Source organism: Mesorhizobium sp. M0011, from assembly GCF_040324155.1.
Lineage (GTDB): Bacteria > Pseudomonadota > Alphaproteobacteria > Rhizobiales > Rhizobiaceae > Mesorhizobium.
Genome location: NZ_JAMYVQ010000001.1, coordinates 143,171 through 168,652, shown reverse-complemented (window position 1 = coordinate 168,652; position 25,482 = coordinate 143,171). Strand labels below are relative to the sequence as shown.

The 25,482-nt window shown below is 63.2% G+C and carries 19 protein-coding genes; 9 read left to right on the top strand and 10 right to left on the bottom strand.

The window, feature by feature from the left end:
- Window positions 1–75 precede the first annotated feature (75 nt).
- From NKK51_RS00815 to NKK51_RS00800, 4 genes are all read left to right on the top strand, one after another.
- On the top strand, window positions 76–1,629 hold the full coding sequence (locus NKK51_RS00815) for a Do family serine endopeptidase (RefSeq protein ID WP_352550653.1): 1,554 nt from the start codon (window positions 76–78) through the stop codon (window positions 1,627–1,629).
- Between the two features lie 350 nt (window positions 1,630–1,979).
- On the top strand, window positions 1,980–2,654 hold the full coding sequence (locus NKK51_RS00810) for a response regulator transcription factor (protein ID WP_023812818.1): 675 nt from the start codon (window positions 1,980–1,982) through the stop codon (window positions 2,652–2,654).
- Between the two features lie 7 nt (window positions 2,655–2,661).
- A complete protein-coding gene (locus NKK51_RS00805; protein WP_023812819.1) occupies window positions 2,662–4,140 on the top strand; it encodes a sensor histidine kinase in 1,479 nt (492 codons plus the stop codon).
- Window positions 4,140–7,100, top strand: coding sequence for a bifunctional [glutamine synthetase] adenylyltransferase/[glutamine synthetase]-adenylyl-L-tyrosine phosphorylase (locus NKK51_RS00800; protein WP_352550651.1), 2,961 nt, complete (start codon window positions 4,140–4,142; stop codon window positions 7,098–7,100). Before NKK51_RS00805 ends, NKK51_RS00800 begins: the two co-directional genes overlap by 1 nt.
- Window positions 7,101–7,584: 484 nt before the next feature.
- Here NKK51_RS00800 and NKK51_RS00795 read toward each other — a convergent pair whose 3' ends face one another.
- The 3 genes from NKK51_RS00795 to pepN all read right to left on the bottom strand — a co-directional run bounded on the left by NKK51_RS00795 (window position 7,585) and on the right by pepN (window position 13,101).
- Window positions 7,585–7,845: a type II toxin-antitoxin system prevent-host-death family antitoxin gene (locus NKK51_RS00795; protein WP_023812822.1), complete on the bottom strand. Its 261-nt coding sequence runs from the start codon at window positions 7,843–7,845 to the stop codon at window positions 7,585–7,587.
- Window positions 7,846–7,952: 107 nt separating this feature from the next.
- Window positions 7,953–10,274, bottom strand: a complete 2,322-nt coding sequence (locus NKK51_RS00790; protein ID WP_352550650.1) for a PAS domain-containing sensor histidine kinase — start codon at window positions 10,272–10,274, stop codon at window positions 7,953–7,955.
- A 181-nt stretch (window positions 10,275–10,455) separates the two neighbouring features.
- Entirely contained in the window at window positions 10,456–13,101 is a 2,646-nt protein-coding gene (pepN, locus tag NKK51_RS00785; RefSeq protein WP_352550649.1) for an aminopeptidase N, read from the bottom strand.
- A gap of 156 nt (window positions 13,102–13,257) precedes the next feature.
- Here pepN and NKK51_RS00780 point away from each other — a divergent pair, with 156 nt between their 5' ends.
- Together NKK51_RS00780 and NKK51_RS00775 are read left to right on the top strand one after the other, a co-directional pair.
- Window positions 13,258–15,564: a xanthine dehydrogenase family protein molybdopterin-binding subunit gene (locus tag NKK51_RS00780; protein WP_352550648.1), complete on the top strand. Its 2,307-nt coding sequence runs from the start codon at window positions 13,258–13,260 to the stop codon at window positions 15,562–15,564.
- Window positions 15,561–16,538 (top strand): DMT family transporter, encoded by a 978-nt coding sequence (locus tag NKK51_RS00775; protein WP_352550646.1) that lies wholly within the window; start codon window positions 15,561–15,563, stop codon window positions 16,536–16,538. Before NKK51_RS00780 ends, NKK51_RS00775 begins: the two co-directional genes overlap by 4 nt.
- Before the next feature lie 214 nt (window positions 16,539–16,752).
- Here NKK51_RS00775 and NKK51_RS00770 read toward each other — a convergent pair whose 3' ends face one another.
- From NKK51_RS00770 to NKK51_RS00760, 3 genes are all read right to left on the bottom strand, one after another.
- Window positions 16,753–17,568: a helix-turn-helix domain-containing protein gene (locus NKK51_RS00770; protein WP_352550644.1), complete on the bottom strand. Its 816-nt coding sequence runs from the start codon at window positions 17,566–17,568 to the stop codon at window positions 16,753–16,755.
- Between the two features lie 281 nt (window positions 17,569–17,849).
- Window positions 17,850–18,731 carry a uracil-DNA glycosylase gene (locus NKK51_RS00765; protein WP_352550643.1) on the bottom strand — a complete coding sequence of 294 codons (882 nt, stop codon included), beginning with the start codon at window positions 18,729–18,731 and terminating at the stop codon, window positions 17,850–17,852.
- A gap of 226 nt (window positions 18,732–18,957) precedes the next feature.
- Entirely contained in the window at window positions 18,958–19,602 is a 645-nt protein-coding gene (locus NKK51_RS00760) for a hypothetical protein (RefSeq protein ID WP_352550641.1), read from the bottom strand.
- A 10-nt stretch (window positions 19,603–19,612) separates the two neighbouring features.
- On the opposite strand from NKK51_RS00760, the gene NKK51_RS00755 reads away from it, so the two are divergent.
- From NKK51_RS00755 to NKK51_RS00745, 3 genes are all read left to right on the top strand, one after another.
- Window positions 19,613–19,759: a hypothetical protein gene (locus NKK51_RS00755; protein WP_155930595.1), complete on the top strand. Its 147-nt coding sequence runs from the start codon at window positions 19,613–19,615 to the stop codon at window positions 19,757–19,759.
- Between the two features lie 63 nt (window positions 19,760–19,822).
- A complete protein-coding gene (locus NKK51_RS00750; protein WP_352441285.1) occupies window positions 19,823–21,502 on the top strand; it encodes an electron transfer flavoprotein-ubiquinone oxidoreductase in 1,680 nt (559 codons plus the stop codon).
- A gap of 129 nt (window positions 21,503–21,631) precedes the next feature.
- Window positions 21,632–22,231: a DUF922 domain-containing protein gene (locus tag NKK51_RS00745; RefSeq protein ID WP_023812834.1), complete on the top strand. Its 600-nt coding sequence runs from the start codon at window positions 21,632–21,634 to the stop codon at window positions 22,229–22,231.
- 4 nt (window positions 22,232–22,235) lie between these two features.
- Here NKK51_RS00745 and NKK51_RS00740 read toward each other — a convergent pair whose 3' ends face one another.
- From NKK51_RS00740 to NKK51_RS00725, 4 genes are all read right to left on the bottom strand, one after another.
- Window positions 22,236–23,282 carry an endonuclease/exonuclease/phosphatase family protein gene (locus NKK51_RS00740; RefSeq protein ID WP_352550640.1) on the bottom strand — a complete coding sequence of 349 codons (1,047 nt, stop codon included), beginning with the start codon at window positions 23,280–23,282 and terminating at the stop codon, window positions 22,236–22,238.
- Between the two features lie 70 nt (window positions 23,283–23,352).
- Window positions 23,353–24,816: an AMP nucleosidase gene (locus tag NKK51_RS00735; RefSeq protein WP_245486076.1), complete on the bottom strand. Its 1,464-nt coding sequence runs from the start codon at window positions 24,814–24,816 to the stop codon at window positions 23,353–23,355.
- Window positions 24,817–24,932: 116 nt separating this feature from the next.
- Window positions 24,933–25,127: a hypothetical protein gene (locus NKK51_RS00730; protein ID WP_128303015.1), complete on the bottom strand. Its 195-nt coding sequence runs from the start codon at window positions 25,125–25,127 to the stop codon at window positions 24,933–24,935.
- Window positions 25,128–25,166: 39 nt separating this feature from the next.
- Window positions 25,167–25,325: a hypothetical protein gene (locus NKK51_RS00725; protein ID WP_164892865.1), complete on the bottom strand. Its 159-nt coding sequence runs from the start codon at window positions 25,323–25,325 to the stop codon at window positions 25,167–25,169.
- Window positions 25,326–25,482 lie beyond the last annotated feature (157 nt).

Sequence of the window (25,482 nt, the reverse complement as noted above, 5' to 3'; positions counted from 1 at the left end):
AATGTGTGCCGCTCTAATTCTCCTTTCCTGAGGATGCCGACCAAGCAGCGTCCGTTGAAAGAGGATAAGAAATCCATGAATATTGCCCCCAATTCATATTCCGTCACCCGCAAGCGTCTCATGGCTGCCGTCGCATCTGTCGCGGTGGCCGGTGCGATCGGCGTCGGCGCGCTGACCAGCGGAACCAGCCCTGTTCTGGCCGATGCCGTGCGCGTCGAGGCGCCGCAGGTGCCGGGCTTCGCCGATGTCGTCGAGCGCGTTTCTCCCGCCGTTGTCAGCGTCAAGGTCAAGGCCAAGATCAGCCCGGCCGCCGATGATGGCTCCGACCCGTCCGACGACCAGGATGGCATGAACAACCTGCCCAACAATCCACAGCTGCGCCGCTTCTTCAAGGAATTCCGTGGCTTTGGTGACCAGGACGGCCAGGGTGGCGGCAACAGGCGCTTCAGCCACCGCGACCGCAACAACGACCAGCCGCGGCCGGTTGCCCAGGGATCGGGCTTCTTCATCTCGGATGACGGCTATCTCGTCACCAACAACCACGTCGTTTCGGAAGGCTCGGCCTTCACCGTGGTGATGCATGACGGCAAGGAGCTCGACGCCAAGCTGATCGGCACCGACCCGCGCACCGATCTCGCCGTGCTTAAGGTCGACGGCGTCGGCAAGTTTACCTATGTCGACTTCGCCGATGACTCCAAGGTTCGCGTCGGCGACTGGGTGGTGGCCGTCGGCAATCCGTTCGGCCTTGGTGGAACCGTCACCGCCGGCATCGTCTCCGCCCGCGGCCGTGACATCGGCGCTGGCCCTTATGACGACTTCATCCAGATCGACGCATCGGTCAACCGCGGCAATTCTGGCGGTCCGACCTTCAACCTCAACGGCCAGGTCGTCGGCATCAACACCGCGATCTTCTCGCCGTCAGGCGGCAGCGTCGGCATCGCCTTCGACATTCCCGCTTCGACCGCCAAGCAGGTCGTTCAGGACCTGATGAAGAGCGGTTCCGTGCAGCGCGGCTGGCTCGGTGTCGAAATCCAGCCGGTCACCTCCGACATCGCTGAGTCGCTTGGTCTGAAGTCCAACAACGGCGCACTAATTTCCAGTGCCCAGGACGATGGTCCCGGCAAGAAGGCGGGCATCACGGCCGGTGACGTGATCACCCAGGTCGACGGCAAGGATGTCGCTTCGCCGAAGGAACTGGCCCGGCTGATCGGCGCCTATTCGCCTGGCAAGTCGGTCGACGTCACCGTGTGGCGCGACGGCAAGAGCCAGACGGTCAAGGTCGATCTCGGCAAACTGCCTTCGAGCGACAAGCAGGCCTCTGTCGATCAGCAGCAGCCCGCCGCCCCGGCCAAGCCCGACACGCTGGCCGATTTCGGCCTGACCGTTACCAACTCTGAAAACGGCAAGGGACTGGTGGTGACCGATGTCGATCCCGACAGCGACGCCGCCGATCGCGGCATCCAGCCGGGCGACGTCATCACGTCAGTCAATTCGACCGAAGTGAACGGCACCGAAGACGTCACCAAGGCGATGACCGAAGCAGTCAAATCCGGCCGCAAGGCAGTGCTGATGCAGATCACCCGCGACGACACCAATCGGTTCGTCGCGCTGCCCGTCGCCAAAGGCTGAGGTCGGTCCCGGAGCGTTCTCTCGGCCTTTCCAGGTGGGTGAGGGCGTTCCGGCGGCAGGTTGGACTTTTCCAGTGCGGCAGTTTCAATACCCCGAGCCGCCGTGCGGGAAAGCATGGAGGAGCGCGCGTTAGTCAGTCATCGCGCCTTCCCCCGGCGGCAGCGGGCTTCCCATCGTCCGCTGCCGCACACTTTCAAAAGCGCTTCCGCGATCCGATGCAAACGACATCGGCGGCGAGCAGCTTTATCGCGCACGGCTTCGGGCAATCTTGATCGCGGTGCGCTTTGGCAAAGGCCACAATGCAGATGTCTGCCACTCAACCTTCCGGCGAAATCGCGTATAACAGCCCTATGAAGATTCTCGTCATAGAAGACGATCGCGAGGCTGCGGATTACTTGCAGAAAGCCTTTGCCGAGGCCGGTCACACCGCTCATGTCGCCGGTGACGGCGAAACCGGCTTTGCGCTCGCCGACGCCGGCGACTACGACGTGATGGTGATCGACCGGATGATGCCGCGTCGCGACGGCCTGTCGGTCATTGCCGGTCTCCGGTCCAGGGGCAACACAACGCCAGTGCTGATCCTGTCGGCGCTCGGCGAAGTCGATGATAGGGTCACGGGGCTGCGCGCCGGCGGCGACGACTACCTGACGAAACCCTATGCCTTCTCCGAGCTTCTCGCCCGCGTTGAGGTTCTGAACCGTCGCGCCAGCGCCAAGGAAGCCGAAACCGTCTACCGCGTCGGCGATCTCGAACTCGACAGGCTGTCGCATTCGGTCCGCCGTGCGTCACGCGAGATAACGTTGCAGCCCCGTGAATTCCGCTTGCTCGAATATCTGATGCGGCATGCCGGCCAGGTGGTGACACGCACCATGCTGCTGGAAAATGTCTGGGACTACCATTTCGATCCGCAGACCAATGTCATTGACGTCCATGTCTCCCGCCTGCGCGGCAAGATCGAGAAGGGCTTCGACAAGCCCATCCTGCATACGGTTCGCGGCGCCGGCTATATGCTGAAGAGCGGCTAGCTGCGGCATGGCTCTTTCCGTGCCAGCCATCATGAAGACGACGGCAGCGCGGCTTTCGGCGCTCTACTTCCTGCTCTTCGCGCTGTGCGCGGTGGCACTCGTCTTCTACATGACGTCGCTGTCGGCGCGAATGCTGACCGCGCAGACGCAGGAGACCATCAATGACGAAGTGCTCGGCCTTGCCCGCGCCTACCAGCGCGGTGGCCTGCCGATCCTGGTGCGCGTGGTGGAACAGCGCTCGCGCCAGCCCGGCGCCAACCTTTACCTGATCGCCGACGCCAACGGCCAAATCCTGACCGGCAATGTGCAGAGCCTGGAGCCGGGCGTTCTCGAGAACGAAGGCTGGACCAGCAGTCCGTTCTCTTATCAGCGCTTTGGCGAGGGAGAGCTCGAGCGCCTGCGCAACCTTCCCGCCGAGCAGGGTACCACCACCCAATCCGAGCAGAACGATGCGCAGGCGCAGGGCGAAAAGGGCCACAACGCCATTGCGCTGGTGCTGCGGCTGCCGAACCAGATGATCATGCTGGTCGGCCGCGACCTTGGCGAGCCGGAGCGGTTTCGTGCGGTCATCCGCCGTGCGCTGATGCTGGCGCTCGGCATGATGGGGCTGGGCGGATTGCTGATCTGGTTTTTTGTCGGCCGCGCCGCGCTGAAGCGCATCGACAGCGTGTCGGAAGCCAGCCGCCGCATTATGGGCGGCGATCTGTCGGGCAGGCTGCCCGTGACGGGGGTTGGCGATGAGTTCGACCGGCTCTCCGAAAATCTCAATGCCATGCTGGCCAGGATCGCCGCGCTGAACGAAGGCCTGAAGCAGGTTTCCGACAACATCGCGCATGATCTGAAGACGCCGCTGACCCGGCTGCGCAATCGGGCCGAAGCGACGCTTTCGGGCAAGCAAAAGCCTACCGACTACCGGCAGGCGCTGGAAGGCACCATTGCCGAGTCAGACCAGTTGATAAAAACCTTCAACGCCATCCTGATGATTTCCCGGCTGGAGGCTGGCTACTCCTCGGAGAACACCAACCGCGTCGATCTGGCGGAGGCCGTGCGCGATGTCGTCGAACTCTACGAGCCGGTGGCGGAAGAGGCAGGCGTATCGCTGGAAGCAGACGCGCGCGAGGCGGTGTCCGTCAACGGCAACCGCGAACTGATCGGTCAGGCGCTGTCGAACATCGTCGACAACGCCATCAAATATTCCACAGGCGCCAATGCCCAGCCGGCGGTGCGCGTCACGCTCGAGCGAGCCGGTGCGGACGTTCGCCTGTCCGTTGCCGACAATGGACACGGCATTCCCGACGATGGCGACCGCGCCCGCGCCACGGAACGTTTCGTGCGGCTGGAGAAGAGCCGTTCGCAGCCGGGTTCCGGTCTTGGCCTCAGCCTCGCCAAGGCGGTCATGACGTTCCACAATGGCCGGCTTGAACTCTTGCCTGGCAATCCTGGACTATCCGTGGTCATGAGTTTCCCGGCTCGGGAGGATCACTGATGAGCACTGCAGCGAAGCGGGTGGAGACTGGATGGCTGCTGAAGCCGGCTGCCAAGCTTGCTCCGCTCGACAAGGACCGTGCGCGGTTGGAACTGGCCGAGATCGCTTCCGCCGCGCGCGAAGAAGGACTGACGCGGCTGGCCAAGTTCCTGGCAGGCAAAGGGGAGGGCCAGGATTTCCTTGCCGCAGTCTTCGATCTGTCGCCGTTCCTGCGTGATACCGCACGTCGCCGGCCGCAAATCCTGGACGGGCTGTTCGAGCAGACGATCGAGGCTCGGCTGAAGGCGATCGGCGCCGCCATCGACCAGGTGCATCTAACCGAAGCAGTCTCGGAATCCGGCCTGATGATGGAGCTGCGCCAGTGGAAGGCGGAGGCGCATTTCCTGATCGCGCTGGCCGATCTTGCCGGCGAGGCCGAAACGGCGCTGACGGTCCGGCGATTGAGCGATCTTGCAGACGCCTGCACCCGTGCGGCCGTCGACTTCCTGCTGCGTGACGCGCATGGCCAGGGCAAACTCAAACTGCCGGATGTCGACAATCCGTCGAAACAGTCGGGCTGGATCCTGCTCGGCATGGGCAAGCTCGGCGCGCATGAGCTGAATTTTTCCTCCGACATCGATCTGGTGGTTTTCTTCGATCCGGAAGCGCCCGCCGTCGTCGATCCGCTCGACGCCACCGAGTTGTTTTCGAGGCTGACGCGCCGCCTGGTGCGCATCCTGCAGGACCGCACCGAACACGGTTATGTCTTCCGCACCGATCTGAGACTGCGCCCAGACCCCGGTTCGACACCGCTGGCGATCCCGGTCGAGGCGGCATTGCGCTACTATGAGGCACGCGGCCAGAACTGGGAGCGCGCCGCGATGATCAAGGCACGCCCGGTGGCAGGCGATCTGGCCGCGGGTGCGGCCTTCCTCAAGGAGTTGCAGCCCTATATCTGGCGCAAATACATGGACTACGCGGCGATTGCCGACGTCCATTCGATCAAGCGCCAGATCCACGCCCACAAGGGCCATGGCGAGATTGCGGTCAAAGGCCACAACGTCAAGCTTGGCCGCGGCGGCATTCGAGAGATCGAGTTCTTCGTCCAGACCCAGCAGCTCATCGCCGGCGGACGCTTCCCTGAACTGCGTGGCCGCGAGACCGTGCCGATGCTCGGTGAGCTTGCGACCCGCGGCTGGATCACCACCGAGGCGCGCGATGCGCTTGCCCGCCAGTACTGGTTCCTGCGCCGCGTCGAACATGCCGTGCAGATGGTTGCCGACGAGCAGACGCACACACTGCCGGAAGATGATGAAGGCCTGGAGCGCATCGCCCGCATGCTCGCCTTTGCCGACGCTTCTGCCTTTTCCCAAGCGTTCCGTGCCTCGCTGCAGCAGGTCGAACGCCACTACGCGGCACTGTTCGAAACAGCACCCGAACTATCGACCGGCATCGGCAACCTGGTCTTCACCGGCGATGTCGACGATCCCGATACGCTGCAGACCTTGCACGGGCTCGGCTTTCAGCGGCCAAGCGACATCTGCCGCGTCATCCGTGGCTGGCATTTCGGCCGCTATCGCCTCACCCAGTCGGCGGAGGCACGCGAGCGGCTGACGGAACTGACGCCGGCGCTGCTGCGCGCCTTCGGCCAGACGCGCCGGGCCGACGAAGCTCTGATGCGCTTCGACGAGTTTCTCGCCGGCCTGCCGGCTGGCATCCAGCTGTTCTCCCTGCTGCAGTCCAATCCTGCCCTGCTGAAGCTTCTGGCGACGATCATGGGGGCCGCCCCCCGGCTGGCGGCGATCATCACCCGCAGGCCGCATGTCTTCGATGGTTTGCTCGACCCGGCCTTGCTCACCGAACTACCGGACCGCGCCTATCTGTCGGCGCGGCTTTCCGCCTTCGTCGAGGGCGACCGACTTTACGAGGATGTGCTCGACCGGCTGCGCATTTTTGCCTCCGAGCAGAAATTCCTGATTGGTGTCCGGCTGCTCGCCGGCTCGATCGATCCGGCGCGGGCCGGCCGCGCCTTTTCCGATCTGGCGGATCTCACCATCGAGGCTGCGTTGAAGGCGGTGACGGCCGAATTCGCGGCACGCCACGGCATCATTGCCGGCGGCGTGGTTTCGCTGCTCGGCATGGGCAAGCTCGGCAGCCGCGAGTTGACTGCCGGATCGGATGTCGACCTGATCCTGCTCTACGACCACGCGCCGGATGCCGAAGAGTCCAACGGCGACAAGCCGCTGGCGCCTTCGCATTACTACACCCGCATGACGCAAAGGCTGATCGCGGCGGTGTCCGCGCCGACGGCGGAGGGGGTGCTCTACGAACTCGACCTGCGCCTGCGGCCGTCCGGCAACAAGGGGCCGGTGGCCACCCATATCGATGCCTTCAAGAAATACCAGCGCCAGGAAGCTTGGACCTGGGAACACATGGCGCTGGCCCGCGCCCGCGCCATTGCCGGCGACGCCAGCCTGTGCGGCGAGGTTGAAGCGGAAGTGGCGACGGTGCTTGGACAGCCGCGCGACGCCGCCAAGGTGATGGCCGAGGCTGCGGACATGCGGGCTATGATCGAGAAGGAAAAGCCGCCGCGCGATCTCTGGGACATCAAGCTTATTCCCGGAGGATTGATCGATCTGGAATTCATCGCCCAGGTGGCCGTCATCACCGGGCAGGTCGAGACCGGGCGCCGCGCCACCGGCACCGCCGAGATCCTGTCGCGCCTCGCACCGGGCTTCGCCGATGCCGGGATAAGGCAGGAGCTTGGCGATGCCTACGCGCTCTATCTTGCACTGACCCAGATGACGCGGCTGTGCCTCACCGGAGCCTTTGAGCGCGACGACGTTCCGCCGGGGCTTTCGGATCTGCTTCTGGCGGTGACCGACTTGCCGGATTTCGGTGTGCTGGAAGCACACCTCAAGGAAACGTCGCAGAAGGTCAGGAAGGACTTTGATCTTTTGTTTCGTTCGGGATCACCGTGAAGCGATCGTCCCTTGGAATTGAAGACGTTTCGTGTTTCCAGTCTCATGCAGCTACTCTGTTCGCCGAATCTGCCGGAGCGCGCGGCGTGCGTGAGCCTGCAAAATTCTCTCCCGCAGATAGGCGTAGAAGCGCGGCGGCAGCATACCATAGTCGAATCGGGACGGTTTGCTTCCCGCGATGGGCCTGAGATCGGGACCCGGCCAGAGGAAGTCATTGGTTTCGGTCACGACGATCCATGACGGCGTGTCATCGAGGCCGAGATGGGCTTTGAGTGGCGCAGGTATTTCTACTGCATCGGCAGGATCAGCCGGTGGCGAGTGTGTGACCGGAACGACCGTTATGACTTCACGGCCCTCCACGACCCGGCGCGCGGCGACAATGGCGCATGGTCGGTTTTTGCGACCTTCTTCGGCACCCTTTCGTGTTCTCTCACCCAGAGGTAAGAATAGGAAATCACCAGACCCGGGATAGGTTTGGGCAGGCTCACGGTGTCCAGTCTTTGAGCATCGCATCGAGCCCGGCATATTCGCTCGGTACGGCGCTTTCGGCGATGGCGTTCAGCGTCTCATCATCCAGTTCTTCCGCGTTACGGGCGACTCGTCCCTTGACCAACACCTCGAACATCGCCGCCGACAGGAGTACCGTGTGGGTCCGGCCATTCTTTGTGATTGCGACCGGCGCACGCTGGGCAGCGTCCTGAAAACGCCCGACATTCTGCTGGAATTCTGTTGAAGTCACTCGCATGACAAAGTCTACCTTTCTTATCTAAGGTGGATAAATAGATAACTTTGTCAAAGCGTTTCACCTCGCGTCCATGAGGTGGGATCAGGCCTGGGATGGTGATAAAATATTCACGCTGCAACCTTGATCGCCGGCACGGCCCTCTTCACCGGAATGCGCACCGACACGATCGTGCCGACACCTTCGCTCGACCGGATCTTCAGCGCGCCGCCCTGAAGCTCGGCCAGCGAACGTGAGATGGCAAGGCCAAGGCCGGACCCGGCATGGCTCTTGGAGAACTGGTTCTGCACCTGTTCGAAGGGCCGCCCGAGCTTGCCCAGCGCATCCTTGGGGATGCCGCAGCCATTGTCCTCGATCGTCAGCACCAGCGCGCCGGATGTGTTGCGGGCCCTGACCGATATGTGGCCGCCCTGGCCGGTGAACTTCACCGCATTGGACAAAAGGTTGATGACGATCTGCTTGATCGCACGGCGATCGGCGACCAGCGTCAGCGCATCGGCAATGCGCGTTTCCACGGTGATGGCCTTTTGCGCCGCCTGCAACGAAACGACGCGTACGGTTTCGCTGATCAGCGGGCCGAGGTCGATCTCTTCCCGGTCGAGAGAGAACTGGCCGGCCTCGATCTTGGACATGTCGAGAATGTCGTTGATGACGCCCAGCAGATATTTGCCGCTGCTGTTGATGTCGGTGGCATATTCCTCGTAGCGCTCCGATCCGAGCGGGCCGAACAGCCCTTGTTCCATCAGTTCGGAGAAGCCGATGATGGCGTTCAGCGGCGTGCGCAACTCATGCGACATGTTGGCCAGGAATTCGGATTTGGCCCGGTTCGCAGCTTCGGCGCGTTCGGTTTCCTTCATATATTTGCGGTTGAGGTCGACCAGTTCGCGCGAACGCTCCTCTTCGGCCCGCCGCGCGAGGCTGAGATCATGGATCGTTGCCATCAGCCGGCGCTCGCTGTCGACCAGCTTCTCCTGGTGCAGCTTGATCTGGGTGATGTCGGAGCCGACCGAGACGATGCCGCCGTCCCTGGTCTTCAGTTCGTTGACCTGCAGCCATCGGCCATCGGCCAGTTGCCGCTCGAAAGTGGCGCCGCCCTGCAGGCCGCTGGTGTGGGCAAGCCGCCGTTCGGAAGCAAAGGCCAGCATGCGTTGTTCCAGCGCCGCGCGCGCGGTGCCCGGCATTACGTCGCGGTCCGAGAGCCCGTTGTCCTGCTGGTATTTGGAATTGCACATGATCAGGCGCTGCGTCGAATCCCACAGCACGAAGGATTCGTTGATGTTCTCGATCGCCGTTCTGAGGCGAAGGTCGGCAGCCTCGGACCGCAGCGCCAGATGACGCTGTTCGGTGACGTCGACGGCAATGCCGATCAGCTGGATCTCCGGCGCTTCCGGATCGATGACCTGTGCCCGTGCGCGCATCCAGACCCATTGGCCGTCGGCATGGCGCATGCGGAACACCTGGTCGATGTGGTCGATCTCGCGTGCGACGATTCTGTTGGCGAGCTCGAACAGGTCGCCGTCCTCGGGATGGATGATCTGATCGACCTCGCCGAAGGACAGCATCGTGTCGCAGGGCTTGTAGCCGAGCATATCGTACATCGAGCGCGACCAGTACATCTTGCCGCGCACCATGTCCCAGTCCCACAGGCCGCAGCGGCCGCGAACCAGCGCCATGTCGATGCGCTGATGCGCTTCGAGGTAGATGCGGTCGGCCGCCTGCGCACGTGCTGCCTGGCCGAAATAGGCATAGAGGATGACGATCAGCACACCGGCCGTCAGCACGAACAGGGTGACGTTCAGCGAAACAGTCTTGCGCCAGGCATCGAAAACCGCGTCCTGTGGCACCAGGGCCGCCGATGCGCCCTTGCCGCCATTCGCCAGGCTGACCGCCGCGTACCAGTCCCGTCCGTCGATGTTGACGTCCATGACGCCGGCACGATCGCCGAACATGAACAAGGGCTGGCCGCCCTCGACGAGGCCGTCGAGCGAATGGCCCTGCCATGGCATGGAGCGCGGCGTCACCGCGACGATCTTGAAAGCGCTGTCGGTGATGACAAGCACATGGCTGCGGCCCATCGCGCCCTGGCGGCTGGTGGTCTCCAGCAGATCCTGTATGGCGCCGGGCACCGTTTCCGAGGTGGTGGCTAGCGAACTGGCCAGTTGGCCCGCCGCCAGCGTCAGGATCGCCTTGGCATTGCGCTCGACATCGTCACGCTCGTTCATCAGCGACAGCACGCGCAGCGCCGCGATGACGATCAGGAAGGTGATGATGAGGACGGGTATCGATCGGCGCAGCAGCGGCTCGGCGGCCAGAAGCCGCCGGTAGGCCGGTTCGGCGATGAGCCGCGTATTCCCGGCAAGACCGTCGCCGCGCGTCTCGCGATGCGCAAAAACCGTCCCTCCGGGCGCGCCCCACGCGTCCGCCTTCGCCATAAATGGCACTCCCCGAATTGCCTATGCTGCTTGGTGATCCGGCAAACGCCGCACATCCGAATCGTCAGTAAAGAATCAAAGGTGATTCGCCTTGTCCAGTGGTCCGGCCAAAAAAGATTAAAAATAGACTAAAATAATGCTCAAATGGTCGATCTCCCCTCTCGTGGGGAGATCGCTCCCCCTACGCCAGCGTGCGCTCGACGATATCCCGCAAATCCGCCGACAGGTTTTCGGCGCCGGCGATCGACAGCAGCGCTTCCCTGGCCTTGGCCTGCCGCAAAGATTCGAGCGAGCGCCAGGATCTGAGCGCCGTCGCCAGCCTTGCCGCCACTTGCGGGTTGCGTTTTTCGACCTCGAGCACGGTTTGAGCAAAGAACCAGTAGCCTTCGCCGTCAGCACGATGGAAGCCGGTCTGGTTGGCGCTGGAGAAGGTGCCGATCAGCGAGCGAACCCGGTTCGGATTGCCCATCGAGAAGGCCGGGTGGTTGGTCAGGGCCTTCACGGTGTCGACGGTTTGCGGCCCCGGAACGCTGGCCTGGATCTGGAACCATTTGTCCATGACCAGCGGGTCTGACCCATAGGTCGTCTCGAAAGCCGCCAGCGCCTCGACCGCCTCGGGCGAACCGTGGTGACGATGCGCGAGCACGGCAAGTGCTGCCGCGCGGTCGGTCATGTTGGTCGCCGACTGGAAATGCCCGGCGGCGAGTGCCGCTCCGCCCGGCTGCATCGACAGATAATCCAGCAAGGTGTTGCGCAAGGCGCGTCGTCCGGCGCTCGCCGCGTCGGGGCTAAACGCATCTTTGTCGGCAAGGATGCGGTAGAGGCCCGAAAAAACGTCCCGGTTCGCAATGCCGATCGCCAGCGCCAGCGCCTCGCGAGCCGCATAGATGGCATCGGGGTCGATGTTCCTGCCGATGTCGCGGGCAATGTCGGCTTCGCCTGGCAGTGCCAGCGCCAGCGCCCGATAGGCCGGCTCCAGCGCCTCGTCACCGGCAATGCTGCCGGCGAGTTCGATCAGCCGCGGCGCAAAGGCCGGCTGCTTGCCGCCAAGGATCTCGCGGAAGGCTGAGATCAATGCATCGGTCAGCAATGTGTTGAAGGCTTGCCAGCGCGAAAAGGCGTCGCTGTCATGGCGGGCGAGGAAGAACTGGTCGTCGGCTTTCTGCTCGACGGACAATGTCACCGGCGCCGAAAAGCCGCGGTTGAGCGACACGGCCGGGCGCTCGGTGACGCCTGAAAACCGCACCATGTGGCGGCGCTTGCGGATATGGATGACGCCGTCCTCGACGCTGGCGCCCTCGACGCCGCTATACGGCACAGGCTTGCCGCCGGCGCCGATCAGGCCGAAAGCCAGCGGGATGTGCATCAGCCGCTTGCGGCTTTCGGAGGGTGTCGGCGGCACCGACTGCTCGATTTCGAGCGTGAATTCTTGCGCGGCCGGATTGTGCGTCGAACTGATCGTCAGGTTCGGCGTGCCTGCCTGATGATACCAGAGCGCGAACTGCGACAGGTCGCGGCCGGACGCATCCTCGAACACCTTGATGAAATCCTCGATCGTCGCCGCGTCACCGTCGTGTCGCTCGAAATAGAGGTCCATGCCGGCGCGAAAGACGTCGGCACCGAGAATTGTGCGGATCATGCGCACCACTTCGGAGCCCTTCTCGTAGACCGTCGCGGTGTAGAAATTGTTGATTTCGCGGTAGCGGCGCGGCCGCACCGGATGCGCCAGCGGACCTTGGTCCTCGGGAAACTGGTGGGCGCGCAAGGTGCGCACTTCGGCGATGCGCTTGACCGCGCGCGAACGCTGGTCGGCGGAGAATTCGTGGTCGCGGAAAACCGTCAGGCCTTCCTTCAGGCAGAGCTGGAACCAGTCGCGGCAAGTGATTCTGTTGCCTGTCCAATTGTGGAAATACTCATGCGCGATGATCGCCTCGATATTGGCGAAATCGGCGTCCGTCGCGGTCTCCCGGTCGGCCAGCACATATTTGTCGTTGAAGATGTTGAGGCCCTTGTTCTCCATCGCGCCCATGTTGAAGTCGGACACGGCGACGATGTTGAAGACGTCGAGATCGTATTCGCGGCCGAACGCCTCCTCGTCCCATTTCATCGACCGCTTCAGGGCATCCATCGCGTAGCCGGCCAGGTTCTCCTTGCCGGGCTCGACATAGATGCCGAGTTCGATCGTGCGGCCCGATAGCGTGACGAAACTGTCCGCAAGCTGGCCGAGATTGCCGGCCACCAGCGCGAACAAATAGGACGGCTTGGGGAAAGGGTCGTGCCACACTGCATAGTGCCAGCCGTCGCCGAGGTCGCCCCTGTCGACCGGGTTGCCGTTGGACAGGAGCAGCGGCGCTTCGTCACGTATTGCCTCTATGCGCACCGTGTAGACGGACAGGATATCGGGACGATCGAGGAAATAGGTGATGCGGCGAAAGCCCTCGGCTTCGCATTGCGTGCAGTAGACATGGCTCGAGCGGTAGAGGCCCATCAGGGCTTCGTTGCCGGCCGGCGCCACCTCGGTCTCTATGAGCAACTGGAAGCGACGCGCCGCCGGCGGCTTGAGGATGGTCAGTTGATCGGGCGTCGCCAGCAGATCCGCCGGCTTTACCTTGTTGCCGTCGATCTCTATGCGCTTGAGGGTCAGCCCGTCGCCGTCGAGCACCAGCGGTGCCGACACGGAGACGTCGTCACGACGCTCTATCGTGAGCACGGCGGTGACACGCGTTGCGTCTGGCGAAAGGCGGAAGGTAAGGTCGGTTTTCGGAATGAGGTAGTCGTTGGGGCGATAGTCTTCGAGTTTGAAGACTTGGCCGGTGTCCGTGCGCATTCCGTGGGTTTTCCTGTCGATTGCGTTGGCGGCGGATTGTGTCCGCTGGTCCAAGAAATTTGAAGTCCGCGCTCTTTACACGAAACCGCCCCTCGACAAAACTGAGGCAATGCCTATTTCAGGCGTTCCTTCTCCTGTCATCATCACGAGGCATCCATGACCGTCGTCACACCGAAATTCGGCATGGGCGCATCCGTGCTGCGGCGCGAGGATGCCGCCTTCATCCAGGGCCAGGGCCGCTATACCGACGACATCCAGCCGGCTGGCGTCCTGCATGGCTATGTCCTGCGCTCGCCGGTCGCCAAGGCCAGCTTCACCATCGGTTCGACCGAGGCGGCGAAGGCGGCACCTGGCGTCCATCTGGTGCTGACCGGCAAGGATCTTGCCCATCTCGGCGATCTGAAATCCGGCGTCATGCAGGAACAGCCGGACGGCACCAAGGCTCCGACGCGCGACATCCCGATCCTGTGCCGCGACCGCGTCAACTATGTCGGCGATGCCGTTGCCTTCGTCGTCGCCGACAGCCGAGCCTTGGCGCAGGATGCCGCCGAACTGATCGATGTCGACTATGACGGCGAAGACGCGGCCTCGGGGACGGCAAATGCACTTGCCGAAGGCACGCCGCTGGTCTGGCCGGAGCTTGGTTCCAACCGCGCCTTCAGCTACCACATGGGCGACAAGAAAAAGACCGAAGCGGCTTTCGCCAAGGCCGCCCATGTCACCCGCATCGAGTTCGTCAACAACCGGCTGGTGTGCAACTACATGGAGCCGCGCTCCGCGATCGGCGAATGGAACGTCGAGGAGAAGCGCTTCGTGCTGACCACCGGGTCGCAAGGCGTGCACTCCATGCAGTATATCCTGGCCAGCGTGTTCAAGATCAAGAAAGACCAGCTGCGCGTCATCACGCCTGATGTCGGCGGTGGTTTCGGGCCGAAGAGCTTCGTCTACCGCGAATATCCGCTGGTGCTGGAAGCGGCAAAGCGGCTTGGCCGCCCGGTGAAATGGGCCGGCGACCGCACGGAACACTTCCTGACCGACGCGCAAGGGCGCGACAATTTCGTCACGGCCGAAATGGCGCTGGACAAGGACGGCCGCTTTCTCGGCATGAAGGTGGACCTGCTCGCCAACATCGGCGCCTATATCTCGCAATACGGTCCGTTCATCCCCTATATCGGCGTCACCATGTCGACCGGTGTCTATGATATCCAGGCGCTCGACGTCTCGGTGACCGGCCTCTACACCAACACCTGCCCGGTCGATGCCTATCGCGGTGCCGGCCGACCGGAAGCAGCCTTCCTGCTGGAAAAGCTGGTCGATGCCTGCGCCCACGATCTCGGCCTGCCTGTCGAGGAGATCCGCCGCCGCAACTTCATCCGGCCGGAGCAATTTCCCTACCGGACGCAAACCGGCCGCCTCTACGACACCGGTGAATTCGAAGGCCATATGGAGCGCGCCATCGAGCAATCCGAATGGAAAGCGTTTCCGGAGCGGCTGGCGCAATCGAAGGCCGGCGGAAAAATCCGCGGCCTCGGCATGGCGACCTATATCGAGGCCTGTGCCTTTCCGGGCTCCGAACCGGCCTTCGTTGAACTCAATGGCGATGGCACGGTGACGCTGAAGATCGGCACCCAGACCAACGGGCAGGGACACGCCACCGCCTATGCGCAGTTCCTGTCGGAAAAGCTCAATCTCCACATCGACAAGATTCATGTCCGCCAGGGCGATACCGATGAGCTGAAGGCCGGCGGCGGCACCGGCGGCTCGCGCTCCATTCCGCTGGGAGGTGTATCGGCTTCCCGCGCGGGCGAGGATCTGGCCAACAAGATCAAGCGCATCGCAGCCGACGAACTGGAGGCTTCTGCCGGCGACATCGAATTGTCCGACGGTGTCGCCCGCATCGTCGGCACCGATCGCTCGCTCGATTTTTCCGCTATCGCCAAGGCCGCCAAGACGCCGGACGATCTCAAGGGCTTTGGCGAGTTCGTGCAGGACGAATGCACCTATCCCAACGGCACCCATATCTGCGAGATCGAGATCGATCCCGACACCGGCGCGACCGAGATCGTCCGCTACACCATCGTCGACGATTTCGGCGTCACCGTGAACCCGATCCTGCTCGCCGGCCAGGTGCATGGCGGCGTCGTGCAAGGCATCGGCCAGGCACTGACCGAAGACACTATCTATGGCGAGGATGGACAGCTTTTGACGGCGAGCTTCATGGATTACGCCATGCCGCGCGCCGACAATTTCCCGTTCTTCCATTTCGAGACCCGCAACGTGCCTTCGACCACCAATGCACTCGGCATCAAGGGCGCGGGCGAGGCCGGCACCATCGGCTCGACGCCGGCGGCACTCAATGCGGTGACCGACGCGCTCTGGCGCGCTTACGGCGTCAAGCACATCGACATGCCGGCAACGCCGGCGCGTATCTGGGCGGCGATCCGGGAAGCGTCGGGAGCGTGACAGCAGGCCCCGGCAGCCCCCCGGCCACAGCCAGCGATGATGCCGGCGGGCACGACACGCTTACCGGCATCATGCTCAAGATCGTGTCGGTGGCGGTCTTCGTCGGCATGCAGACCTGTATCAAAGCCGCAGGCACGATTCCGGCCGGCCAGATTGTCTTCTTCCGCTCTTTTTTCGCCATCTTCCCGATCATCGCCTTCCTGGCTTTCAGGAAAGAACTCGGCACTGCCTTCACCACCAGGCGTCCGTTCAACCACATCGCCCGCGGCCTGGTCGGCGTCTGCGCCATGGGGCTCGGCTTTTTTGCGTTGACCCGACTGCCGCTGCCGGAAGCGATCACGCTGAACTACGCGCAGCCGCTGCTGGTGGTGGTGTTCAGCTCCATCTTCCTCGGCGAGGCCATCCGTGTCTATCGCTGGAGTGCGGTCGCGGTCGGTCTTGTCGGCGTGCTGATCATCTCATGGCCGGAACTGACGCTGCTGAGTTCCGACGAGGCGCTCGACGATCAGGAAGTGCTTGGCGTCATGGCCGCTCTTGTCGCGGCGGCGATCTCGGCCGTCGCCATGCTCTTGGTGCGCAATCTCGTGCAAAGCGAGCGCACGGCGACCATCGTGCTGTGGTTTTCGGTGACGGCAAGCGTCATGTCGCTGCTGTCGCTGCCATTCGGCTGGCAGGCGCTGACGCCGCTCCAGGCAGCTCTCCTTGTTGCCGCCGGCTTCTGCGGCGGCCTCGGCCAGATCCTGATGACGGCGGCCTATCGCCATGCCGAGGCCTCGGTGGTGGCGCCGTTCGAATACACCTCGATGATCCTCGGCGTCGTCGTCGGCTATCTCGTCTTCGGCGACGTCGCCACGCTCCATATGCTGGTCGGCGGCCTGATCGTCGTCGCCGCCGGCATCTTCATCATCTGGCGCGAACGCCAGCTTGGCCTGGAACGGACCCGCACGCGCAAGGCGGCGTCGCCGCAGGGGTGACTATTTAAACGAAGCTTGAAAAGCTGGCGATCCTTTACACCCCCCTCTGGCCTGCCGGCCATCTCCCCCGCAAGGGGGGAGATCAGATGTCACATCGGCTTTCGCCAATCACCAACATTGAAAGCGAGAGCCAGCGGTTGAGCTGCCAATCTCCCTCCTTGCGGGGGAGATGTCCGGCAGGACAGAGGGGGGTGCTGTCCCTCGGCCTTGCCGACTACGACACCTTCGCAGCCCGTTCCTTCGCCAATCGCACCAGCACAGTCCTCGTCTGCTCATCGGCCGGGAAAAACGATTCGATCGCCAGTTCCGACAGCGTCACGTCGAGCGGCGTGCCGAACACGGTGATGGTGCTGATGAATGACAGCACCTGATCGCCATAGGCCAGCCTGAGCGGGTGTACGATGGCATTTGGCTCGACCGGTGTCGGCCGGCTGCCTTTCAAGCCGGACGGATAAGTCCTTAGCTCACGCTCGAGTTCGATCAGCACCTCGTCGCCGCTGGCATCGTTCTGGTGTTTCAGGCGCTCAAGGAGATTCGTCCGCCACTCCGCGAGATTGACGATGCGCGGTGCGATGCCGCCGGGATGCAGGCTGAGGCGAAGCACGTTGACCGGCGGCGTCAGCAGCGAAGCCTCGCTGACATCGGCAAGGAAGGGTGCAATGGCGGCATTGGCCGAAACCAGGTTCCAGTGGCGGTCGACGGCGAGTGCCGGGAAAGGCTCGTGGCCTTTGAGGACGATCTCGACGGCCGCCATCGCCGGCGCCATCGTGATGTCGGTCAGCGAGCGCTCGCCGAAGCTCGGCGCAAAGCCGGCGGCGAGCAGCAACTGGTTGCGCTGCCTCAGCGGTATCGACAATTGCTCGGCCAGATGCAGCACCATGTCGCGTGAGGGCGCGGCGCGGCCGCTTTCGACGAAGGAGAGATGCCGCTGCGATATCTCGGCCTCCATGGCGAGGTCGAGTTGCGACATGCGGCGGCGGGTGCGCCACTCGCGAATGAGGCTGCCGGCGGAGGTTTGGGCTGTTGTCATGAGGGCATGGTTAGTCCGAGAGCAGACGTAATTCAATTACCTCGGAGGTTATCGGTACAGCATCCACGTTCGAGATTGGCGAAAGCGGAGGTGACAGCCAATCCCCCCTCGTGGGGGAGATGCCTGGCAGGCAGAGGGGGGCGCTGTCCCGCCGGCGTTTCGGCAGGCCGCGACGACTGCATCGTCAGGCGAAACCAAAGGGAAGATTGCAAAGGCTTGCGATCCTTCGCGCCCCCTCTGTCCTGCCGGACATCTCCCCCACGAGGGGGGAGATTGGCCAATCACCCAACTTCTCGCAGCTTTGCCTTCACTTCAAGAAAATCCCGCCACGCCAGCTTCTTGTGCGACGGGGTTCGCAGGAGATAGGCCGGATGCAGCGTCGGCATGGCCGGGATGGCGATGCCGGACGCCGTCGTGTGGACGCGCCAGTTGCCGCGCAGCCGCAATATGCCTTCCGAGGTGTTGAGCAAGGTCTTGGCTGACGGGCCGCCAAGGTTGATCAGCACCTTGGGATTGACCAGCTCGATCTGTCGCTCGATGAACGGCCGGCAGATCTCGGTCTCGTGCGGCGTCGGCGTGCGATTGCCCGGCGGCCGCCAGGGAATGACATTGGCGATATAGACTGAAGTGCGGTCGAGCCCGATCGCGGCCAGCATGCGGTCGAGCAGCCGGCCCGAGCGGCCGACGAAGGGCAGGCCCTCGATGTCCTCGTCGCGGCCGGGTGCCTCGCCGACCAGCATGACGGCGGCTTCCGGGTTGCCGTCGGCGAACACCAGGTTCTTGGCGGTGGCCTTGAGATTGCAGCCGTCGAACGCCGCCATGTGCTGGCGAAGCTCGTCAAGCGTTGTTGCTGTGGTCGCCAATTGGCGGGCCAGTGCTGCCTGCGCTTCGTCGGGAACCGCAGTCGTCGCAGACGGCGACCGCGCAACGGGTGGTGCATTTGCTCTGTCCCCGGCTTCGCCGCGGGACATGGTCGTCGAGCGCAGCGGTGCGGCGGTGTCACCCGAAGGCGCTGCGTTCGGCGCGCGCTCCATCGGCTTTGGCGCAACTTCGGCGAACCGGTTCACCGGCTGCTCTTCGAGCGCCTCATCGACACCAACGCTGGCATAAAAGGCCAGCAGGTCGGCGATATCAGGTCTGTTGGTTGGGGAAGCGGCAGTCATCGATTCACATTCGTCCGCGTGACGGCAATTTGCAAGACTGGCAGCTTCTCTACCAGGGCAACGAACCAGGGTTAACGGGTTCCTTCGGAGCCTTTCGCCGGCGCGTCGGCTGACGGAGCATCAAACGAAAAACCCGCCTGTCCGGCGGGTCACTGGCGCAAATCAGCACCATAGGCAAAAATGTACCATAGCTGAGGTCACCGAGTCAAGAAAAAATTCCTATCGTCTACCCCGTTGGTATGCGCGGATCCTGCACCAGATAGAAAGTCCAGCGCGGCGTGTAGTCGGTCATCAGGAATTCGAACCTGGCGGTTTTCAGCGGGTCGACCTTGCCATTCCTGAACAGCAGCCGGTCATAGGGTTCGAAATCGCGATCGAAATCGGCGAAATTGCTCGACAAAATATTGTCCGGCGTCTTGTTGCGCTGGTCGAAGGAAAGCCCGTCGCCGAACACGCTCGGCCGATTCAGGATCTCCTGCAATTCGAACTGGAATTCGACCCAGGCCTGGCCGCTGTTGTTGAGTACATCGATGCGCATATACATCATGCCGTTTGCGAATTCGCCGGCCTTGCCGAAGGCCTGGATCGGCTTTGTCGTGCGGATCGTCAGCGTCACCGGCGTTGACGAATTCAGCTCTTCGGTGATGACGAACGGATCGTCCTTCGTTCCGATGCCCGAGGCGCCGGTGATGCGGAAGCCGCCAAGCTCGTCGGAGAAGGAGTAGGCGCCTGCCGCCCAGACCTTCACTTCGTCGGCGGCAGCGTGATGCGGCGCCAGCATCAGAAGGGCCAAAAGGAGCGCCCGGCGGATCCGGCCGGGCGGGAAAAGAAAGCGCGTCGATGAAAAGCCGGCTGGCCCAGGAATGCGCATGGCGTGAAGTATGGCCGATAAGCAAGCCGTCGAACAATTAAAAACGCGCGCCTCGCAGGCAATGCCGGGCGAAAAGCAGTCTTCCAGCCTCGCAATGCGCGACTTTTTGGCCAAAACGGCATTGTCACGTATGCGCCGGTTTCCTGTCGTCAATTGATGCGCTATGCAGCGCGGGAGCCAGCAAGATACCCGAATGGGATAAGCCAGTGCGGAGGGGTTGATGAGCGACATCGAACGCGAAAGCATGGAATTCGACGTGGTTATCGTCGGCGCCGGACCGGCGGGCCTCGCCGCCGCGATCCGCCTCAAGCAGGTCAATCCCGAGCTTTCGGTCGTCGTCCTGGAGAAGGGCGGTGAGGTCGGCGCCCATATTCTCTCCGGCGCCGTTGTCGATCCGATCGGCATCGACAGGCTCTTGCCGGGCTGGCGCGATGAGGACGGCCATCCCTTCAAGACGCCGGTCACATCAGACCATTTCCTGGTCCTTGGCCCTGCCGGCTCGTTTCGCCTGCCCAACATGCTGATGCCGCCGCTGATGAACAATCACGGCAACTACATCGTCTCGCTCGGCAATGTCTGCCGCTGGCTGGCGACCAAGGCCGAAGCGCTCGGCGTCGAGATCTATCCGGGCTTTGCCGCTGCCGGCCTGCTCTACAATGAGCAAGGCGCCGTCACCGGCGTCGTCACCGGCGACATGGGCATCGAGAAGGACGGAACGCACGGTCCGGGCTTCGCACCCGGCATGGCGCTGATGGGCAAATATGTGCTGATCGGGGAGGGCGCTCGCGGCTCGCTCGCCAAGCAACTGATCGCCAGATACAAGCTTTCCGATGGCCGCGAACCGGGCAAATACGGCATCGGCCTGAAGGAACTCTGGCAGGTCAAGCCGGAGAACCACCGTCCGGGGCTGGTCCAGCATTCCTTCGGCTGGCCGCTTGACTTGAAGACCGGCGGCGGCTCGTTCCTCTACCATCTCGAGGACAATCAGGTGGCGGTCGGCTTCGTCCTCCACCTCAATTACAAGAACCCCTATCTGTCGCCGTTCGAGGAATTCCAGCGCTTCAAGACCCATCCGGCGATCAGCGGGACTTTCGACGGCGCCAAGCGCCTCGGCTATGGCGCGCGCGCCATCACCGAGGGCGGCTGGCAGTCGGTGCCGAAACTCTCCTTTCCCGGTGGTGCGCTGATGGGATGTGCGGCGGGCTTCGTCAACGTGCCGCGCATCAAGGGCTCGCACAATGCCGTGCTGTCCGGCATGCTGGCGGCCGAGCATGTCGCAGAGGCGATCGGTGCCGGGCGCGCCAACGACGAACTCGCTTCCTACGAGGAAGCCTGGCGCGCGACCGACATCGGCAAGGATTTGAAGAAGGTGCGCAACGTCAAGCCGCTGTGGTCGCGCTTCGGCACGATCGTCGGGGTCGGCCTCGGCGGCCTCGACATGTGGCTGAACACGCTGTTCGGTGTCTCGCCCTTCGGCACGCTGAAGCATGGCAAGGCCGACTATGCGACGCTCGAGCCTGCCGCCCAGCACAAGAAGATCGCCTATCCGAAGCCCGATGGCGTGCTGACCTTCGACAGGCTGTCCTCGGTGTTCCTGTCCAACACCAATCACGAGGAAAACGAGCCGGTCCACCTGCTTGTCGGCGACATGGAACTGCAGAAGCGGTCCGAGCACGATGTCTTTGCGGGCCCCTCGACGCGCTACTGTCCGGCCGGGGTTTACGAGTGGGTCGACAAGGATGGCAATGCCGCCGCCGATCCCACGGCCAAGGATGTGCGCTTCGTCATCAACGCGCAGAACTGCGTCCACTGCAAGACATGCGACATCAAGGACCCGAACCAGAACATCAACTGGGTGCCGCCGCAAGGCGGAGAAGGCCCGGTCTACCAGGGCATGTAGGCCCGCGCCGGCCACAGCGTGCAAAGACCCCGACGACGGCTCGGGGTCTCCCGTGGCATGTGAAACATTAGGACTGTTGAAACTGCCGCACGCTTATGGTTCCATTCCTTGACGATAAGGAGATGGCCAATGCGCTTGGCGGTTCTGGCATGCCTTGTGGCGATCGGTGCGCTGTTCGGTTTGGCTTCGGCGGCCTCGGCCGGCACCAGGGTGGTGGTCAAGACGCGGACCTACGACATCACCGGGAACACGGGGCTGGCGCTGATGCAGGCTATGGACCGCAAGGGGCCGAAGCACGGCTTCATGACGCATGCCATCGCGCTGACCGGCTACGCAGTGGACTGGGACCTTGACACCAGCCAGGACAATGGCGTTTGCCGCTTGCGGCGTGCCAACGGCACGCTCAATCTCTTCTATACGTTTCCGCGTGTCGCCTCGGCCACCACTCCGACGCTCCGGAAGCGCTGGACGCGGTTCTTCGCCGGCGTCCGCGCCCATGAGGAAACCCATGGCCGCATCGCCAGGGAGATGATGCGGGCCACGGAAAGATCGATCTCCGGCCTCAGGATTGCCGACGACCGGTTCTGCTACAAGACACGTCGCGAGGCACAGCGACGTATCAAGGCCACCAATGCCGCATATGAGGCCAAGCAGCTCGCTTTCGATGCGCGCGAGCATCGCGATGGCGGCCATGTCCAGCATCTCGTCATCGCTTTGGTCAGGCCCTGATCCTTCAGCCTGGCGTCTTGCCGGTCTGGCTTATGGCCGCGGTCGCGGTTTCATGTTCGTCGAGCGGCTTTTGCTGGTTCAGCCTGAGTGAGAACTCCACCATGACCGGGAGGTGATCCGAGCCCGTGTCCTCCAGCCGTGTCGCGGAATGGATGGTCACGCCGCCCTTGCTGAAAACCTGGTCGATCGGCAGGCCGGCGAAGCGCCGCAGCAAGTCCGGCAGCTTGATGTGGATCCAGGTCGGGCCGGCGGACGGCATCACGGTCAGCCCGCCAAGCGCCGCGACCCGCCGCACGGCGGCACTCCACGGCGCGGCATTGCAGTCGCCCGCCATGATGGCCGTCTCGCCGAGCGCGGAAAGCGGCTCCGTCAACTCGCCGATCTGCCAGTACTGCTCGCGTGGCCACGGCCAACTGAGATGGATCGCGGCGACATCGACGTCGATGCCGCCGAAGTCGACGGTCGCTGTCGCCATGGCGCCGCGCCTTTCGCAACGCGCCTCGGTGTCGGCGGCAAAGGGCCGCCGCGAGAGCAGCGCGACGCCGAATATGCCGTTGGGATAAGGACAGAGGATCCGGTATGGATAGGCGCTGCTGATATAGCCAAGCTCGGTCGCCCACATCGCCGATACCTCGTCCAGGGTGATCACGTCGGGATTGGTCCGGCCGATCAGCGACAGCACCTTCTTCGGCGTCGGATTGTCGTAGCGCAGGTTCATCTGCAGCAGCTTGTAGATCGCGCGGTCTTCGTTCTTGGCTTCATAGGCGGCCTGAACCGGCCACAGGCGGGAGAAGGACAGCGACCCGGAAGTGGTGGCGAAGGCCGCCACGGCAAAAAGCAGTGCCACGGCCGCCTGCAGGCGAAATGTCGTGGCCAGCAGCGGCAGTGCGCAAAGCGCCATCAGCACGGCAAGGTGGACGCGGAAATGCGAGAAGGAATCGAAGGCGGGATGCAGCGTTCCGAAAAACCCGGCCACCAGCGCGATCGAACAGGCCAGCATTGCCAGGAATGCAACCGAAATCAGCAATGTCCCGAAGCTCGCTCTCTCCATGCCGCCTGCTTATCGGCAGAAATGCGGCCCAATCAAGATGAGAAATGCCTACGCGATGCGTGGTATCGGCCTACTGGAACGCCGTTTCCGAAAAACTTCTGAGCTTGCGCGAATGCAACCGCTCCATCGGCATTTCCGCGAGCTTCTCCATCGCCCTGATGCCGATGGTCAGGTGCTGCGCCACCTGGCGCTTGTAGAATTCGGTCGCCATGCCGGGCAGCTTCAACTCGCCATGCAGCGGTTTGTCCGAAACGCACAGCAGCGTGCCGTAGGGAACGCGGAAGCGGAAGCCATTGGCGGCAATCGTCGCCGATTCCATGTCGAGTGCGATGGCGCGAGATTGCGACAGACGCTGGACCGGGCCACGCTGGTCGCGCAGTTCCCAGTTGCGATTGTCGATGGTGGCGACGGTGCCCGTGCGCATGATGCGCTTCAGGTCGTAGCCGGTAAGGCCGGTGACTTCGGCGACGGCTTCCTGCAACGCCACCTGGATCTCGGCCAGCGGCGGGATCGGCACCCAGACCGGAAGATCGTCGTCCAGCACATGGTCCTCGCGCACATAGGCATGCGCCAGCACATAGTCGCCCAGCGCTTGGGTGTTGCGCAGGCCGGCACAGTGGCCGAGCATCACCCAGGCATGCGGCCTCAGCACCGCAATATGGTCGGTGATGGTCTTGGCGTTGGAAGGCCCGACGCCGATATTCACCATGGTGATGCCGCCATGTCCCGACTTCTTCAGGTGATAGGCCGGCATCTGTGGCAGGCGCGGCGGTGCAACGCCTTCGCTGGGCGCGCTTTGCCCGCTCTTGGTGATGACATTGCCCGGCTCGACGAACTCCGTGTATCCGCCGCCGCCATTGGCCATCAGGTCGCGGGCGCGGGCGACGAACTCGTCGATGTAGAACTGATAATTGGTGAACAGTACGAAGTTCTGGAACTGCTGCGGTGTGGTCGCCGTATAGTGCGACAGCCGGTGCAGCGAATAGTCGATGCGCTGCGCAGTGAAGGGCGCCAACGGCCTCGGCTCGCCAAAGGCCACTTCGAAGGTGCCGTTGGCGATCTGGTCGTCGGTGCCGTCGAGATCCGGCACGTCGAACAGGTCGCGGATCGGCCGCTTGATGCGCTCCGCCGTCGCGCCGTCGACATGGGTGCCTTCAAGGAAGGCGAAATGCAGCGGGATCGGCGTGGTCGATTCCGACACCGTGACCGCAACCCCATGATTGCGCATGATCAGGCGCAACTGCTCGACGAGGTAGCTTTCGAACAGGCCCGGCTGGGTGATGGTGGTGGAAAAATGCCCAGGCGTCGGCATATGGCCATAGGCCTGGCGCGAGTCGATCTGGGTGAATGAGTTGGTGGTGACGCCGATCTCCGGATAGAAGGCCCGGTAGCGCTTGCCATTGTCGCCGCCTGCTGCCGCCAGCTCTGCGAAGGAGTCGCGCAGGAATTTGGTGTTGCGGTCGTAAAGCGCCTGCAGTGCCTTGACGGCTTTTTCGGCGCTATCAAAGCTTTGCCGGCCAAAAGGCTCCGGCATGACGACAGATTCGATGGCTTGTGGGTAGATTCGCTTTTCCATGGCTCAATATAGAGACTTGGATCGGCACTTGGGAGGGGTGTCGCGACCGAAGGCGGCCAAAGCGCCGTTTTTCTTCAACCGCGCTGCAGGCTGACCAGGAGCACAAAGCCGACGCCGGACTTCTTCAGGGCAGGTGCGTCGATCGTCGAGCCGGCATCGGAGCGCATCATCGGCACGGCCAGAACCGGAGCGGCCAGAACCGCCAGGATAAGCGCCGCCCGCGGCAGAAGCCGAATGGTCTTGAGAGCGTTGGCGGCGATGCGGTTCATGGTGTTTCAGCTTTTCTTTTCGAGGTCTTGGTTCTTTGTTCAGTTGCGAAGATGGGTGGGGCAGGCGAGGCGGCAGGTTCCGGAACTGGCTTCGTCCCAGGCGCGGGCCGGACGGCCCGCTTCGGCGACGAGGATGGCGAAGAACATTCCAAACAGGCTCACCAGCAGGCAGACGATGGTGAAGCGGCGAGCAAGCATTGGGTCGGTCTCCTTCAACACGCCGGAGAATGCCCTGATGCAACTGAACCGGCTCTGATGCCGGCGTTCATCTGCGGTTCAAGATGGTTGACGGGGTTTCGACGGCGCCGGCGTCGGTTTGGATAGCCGCCGGCGGGTATCGAGCATCACCGGCGCA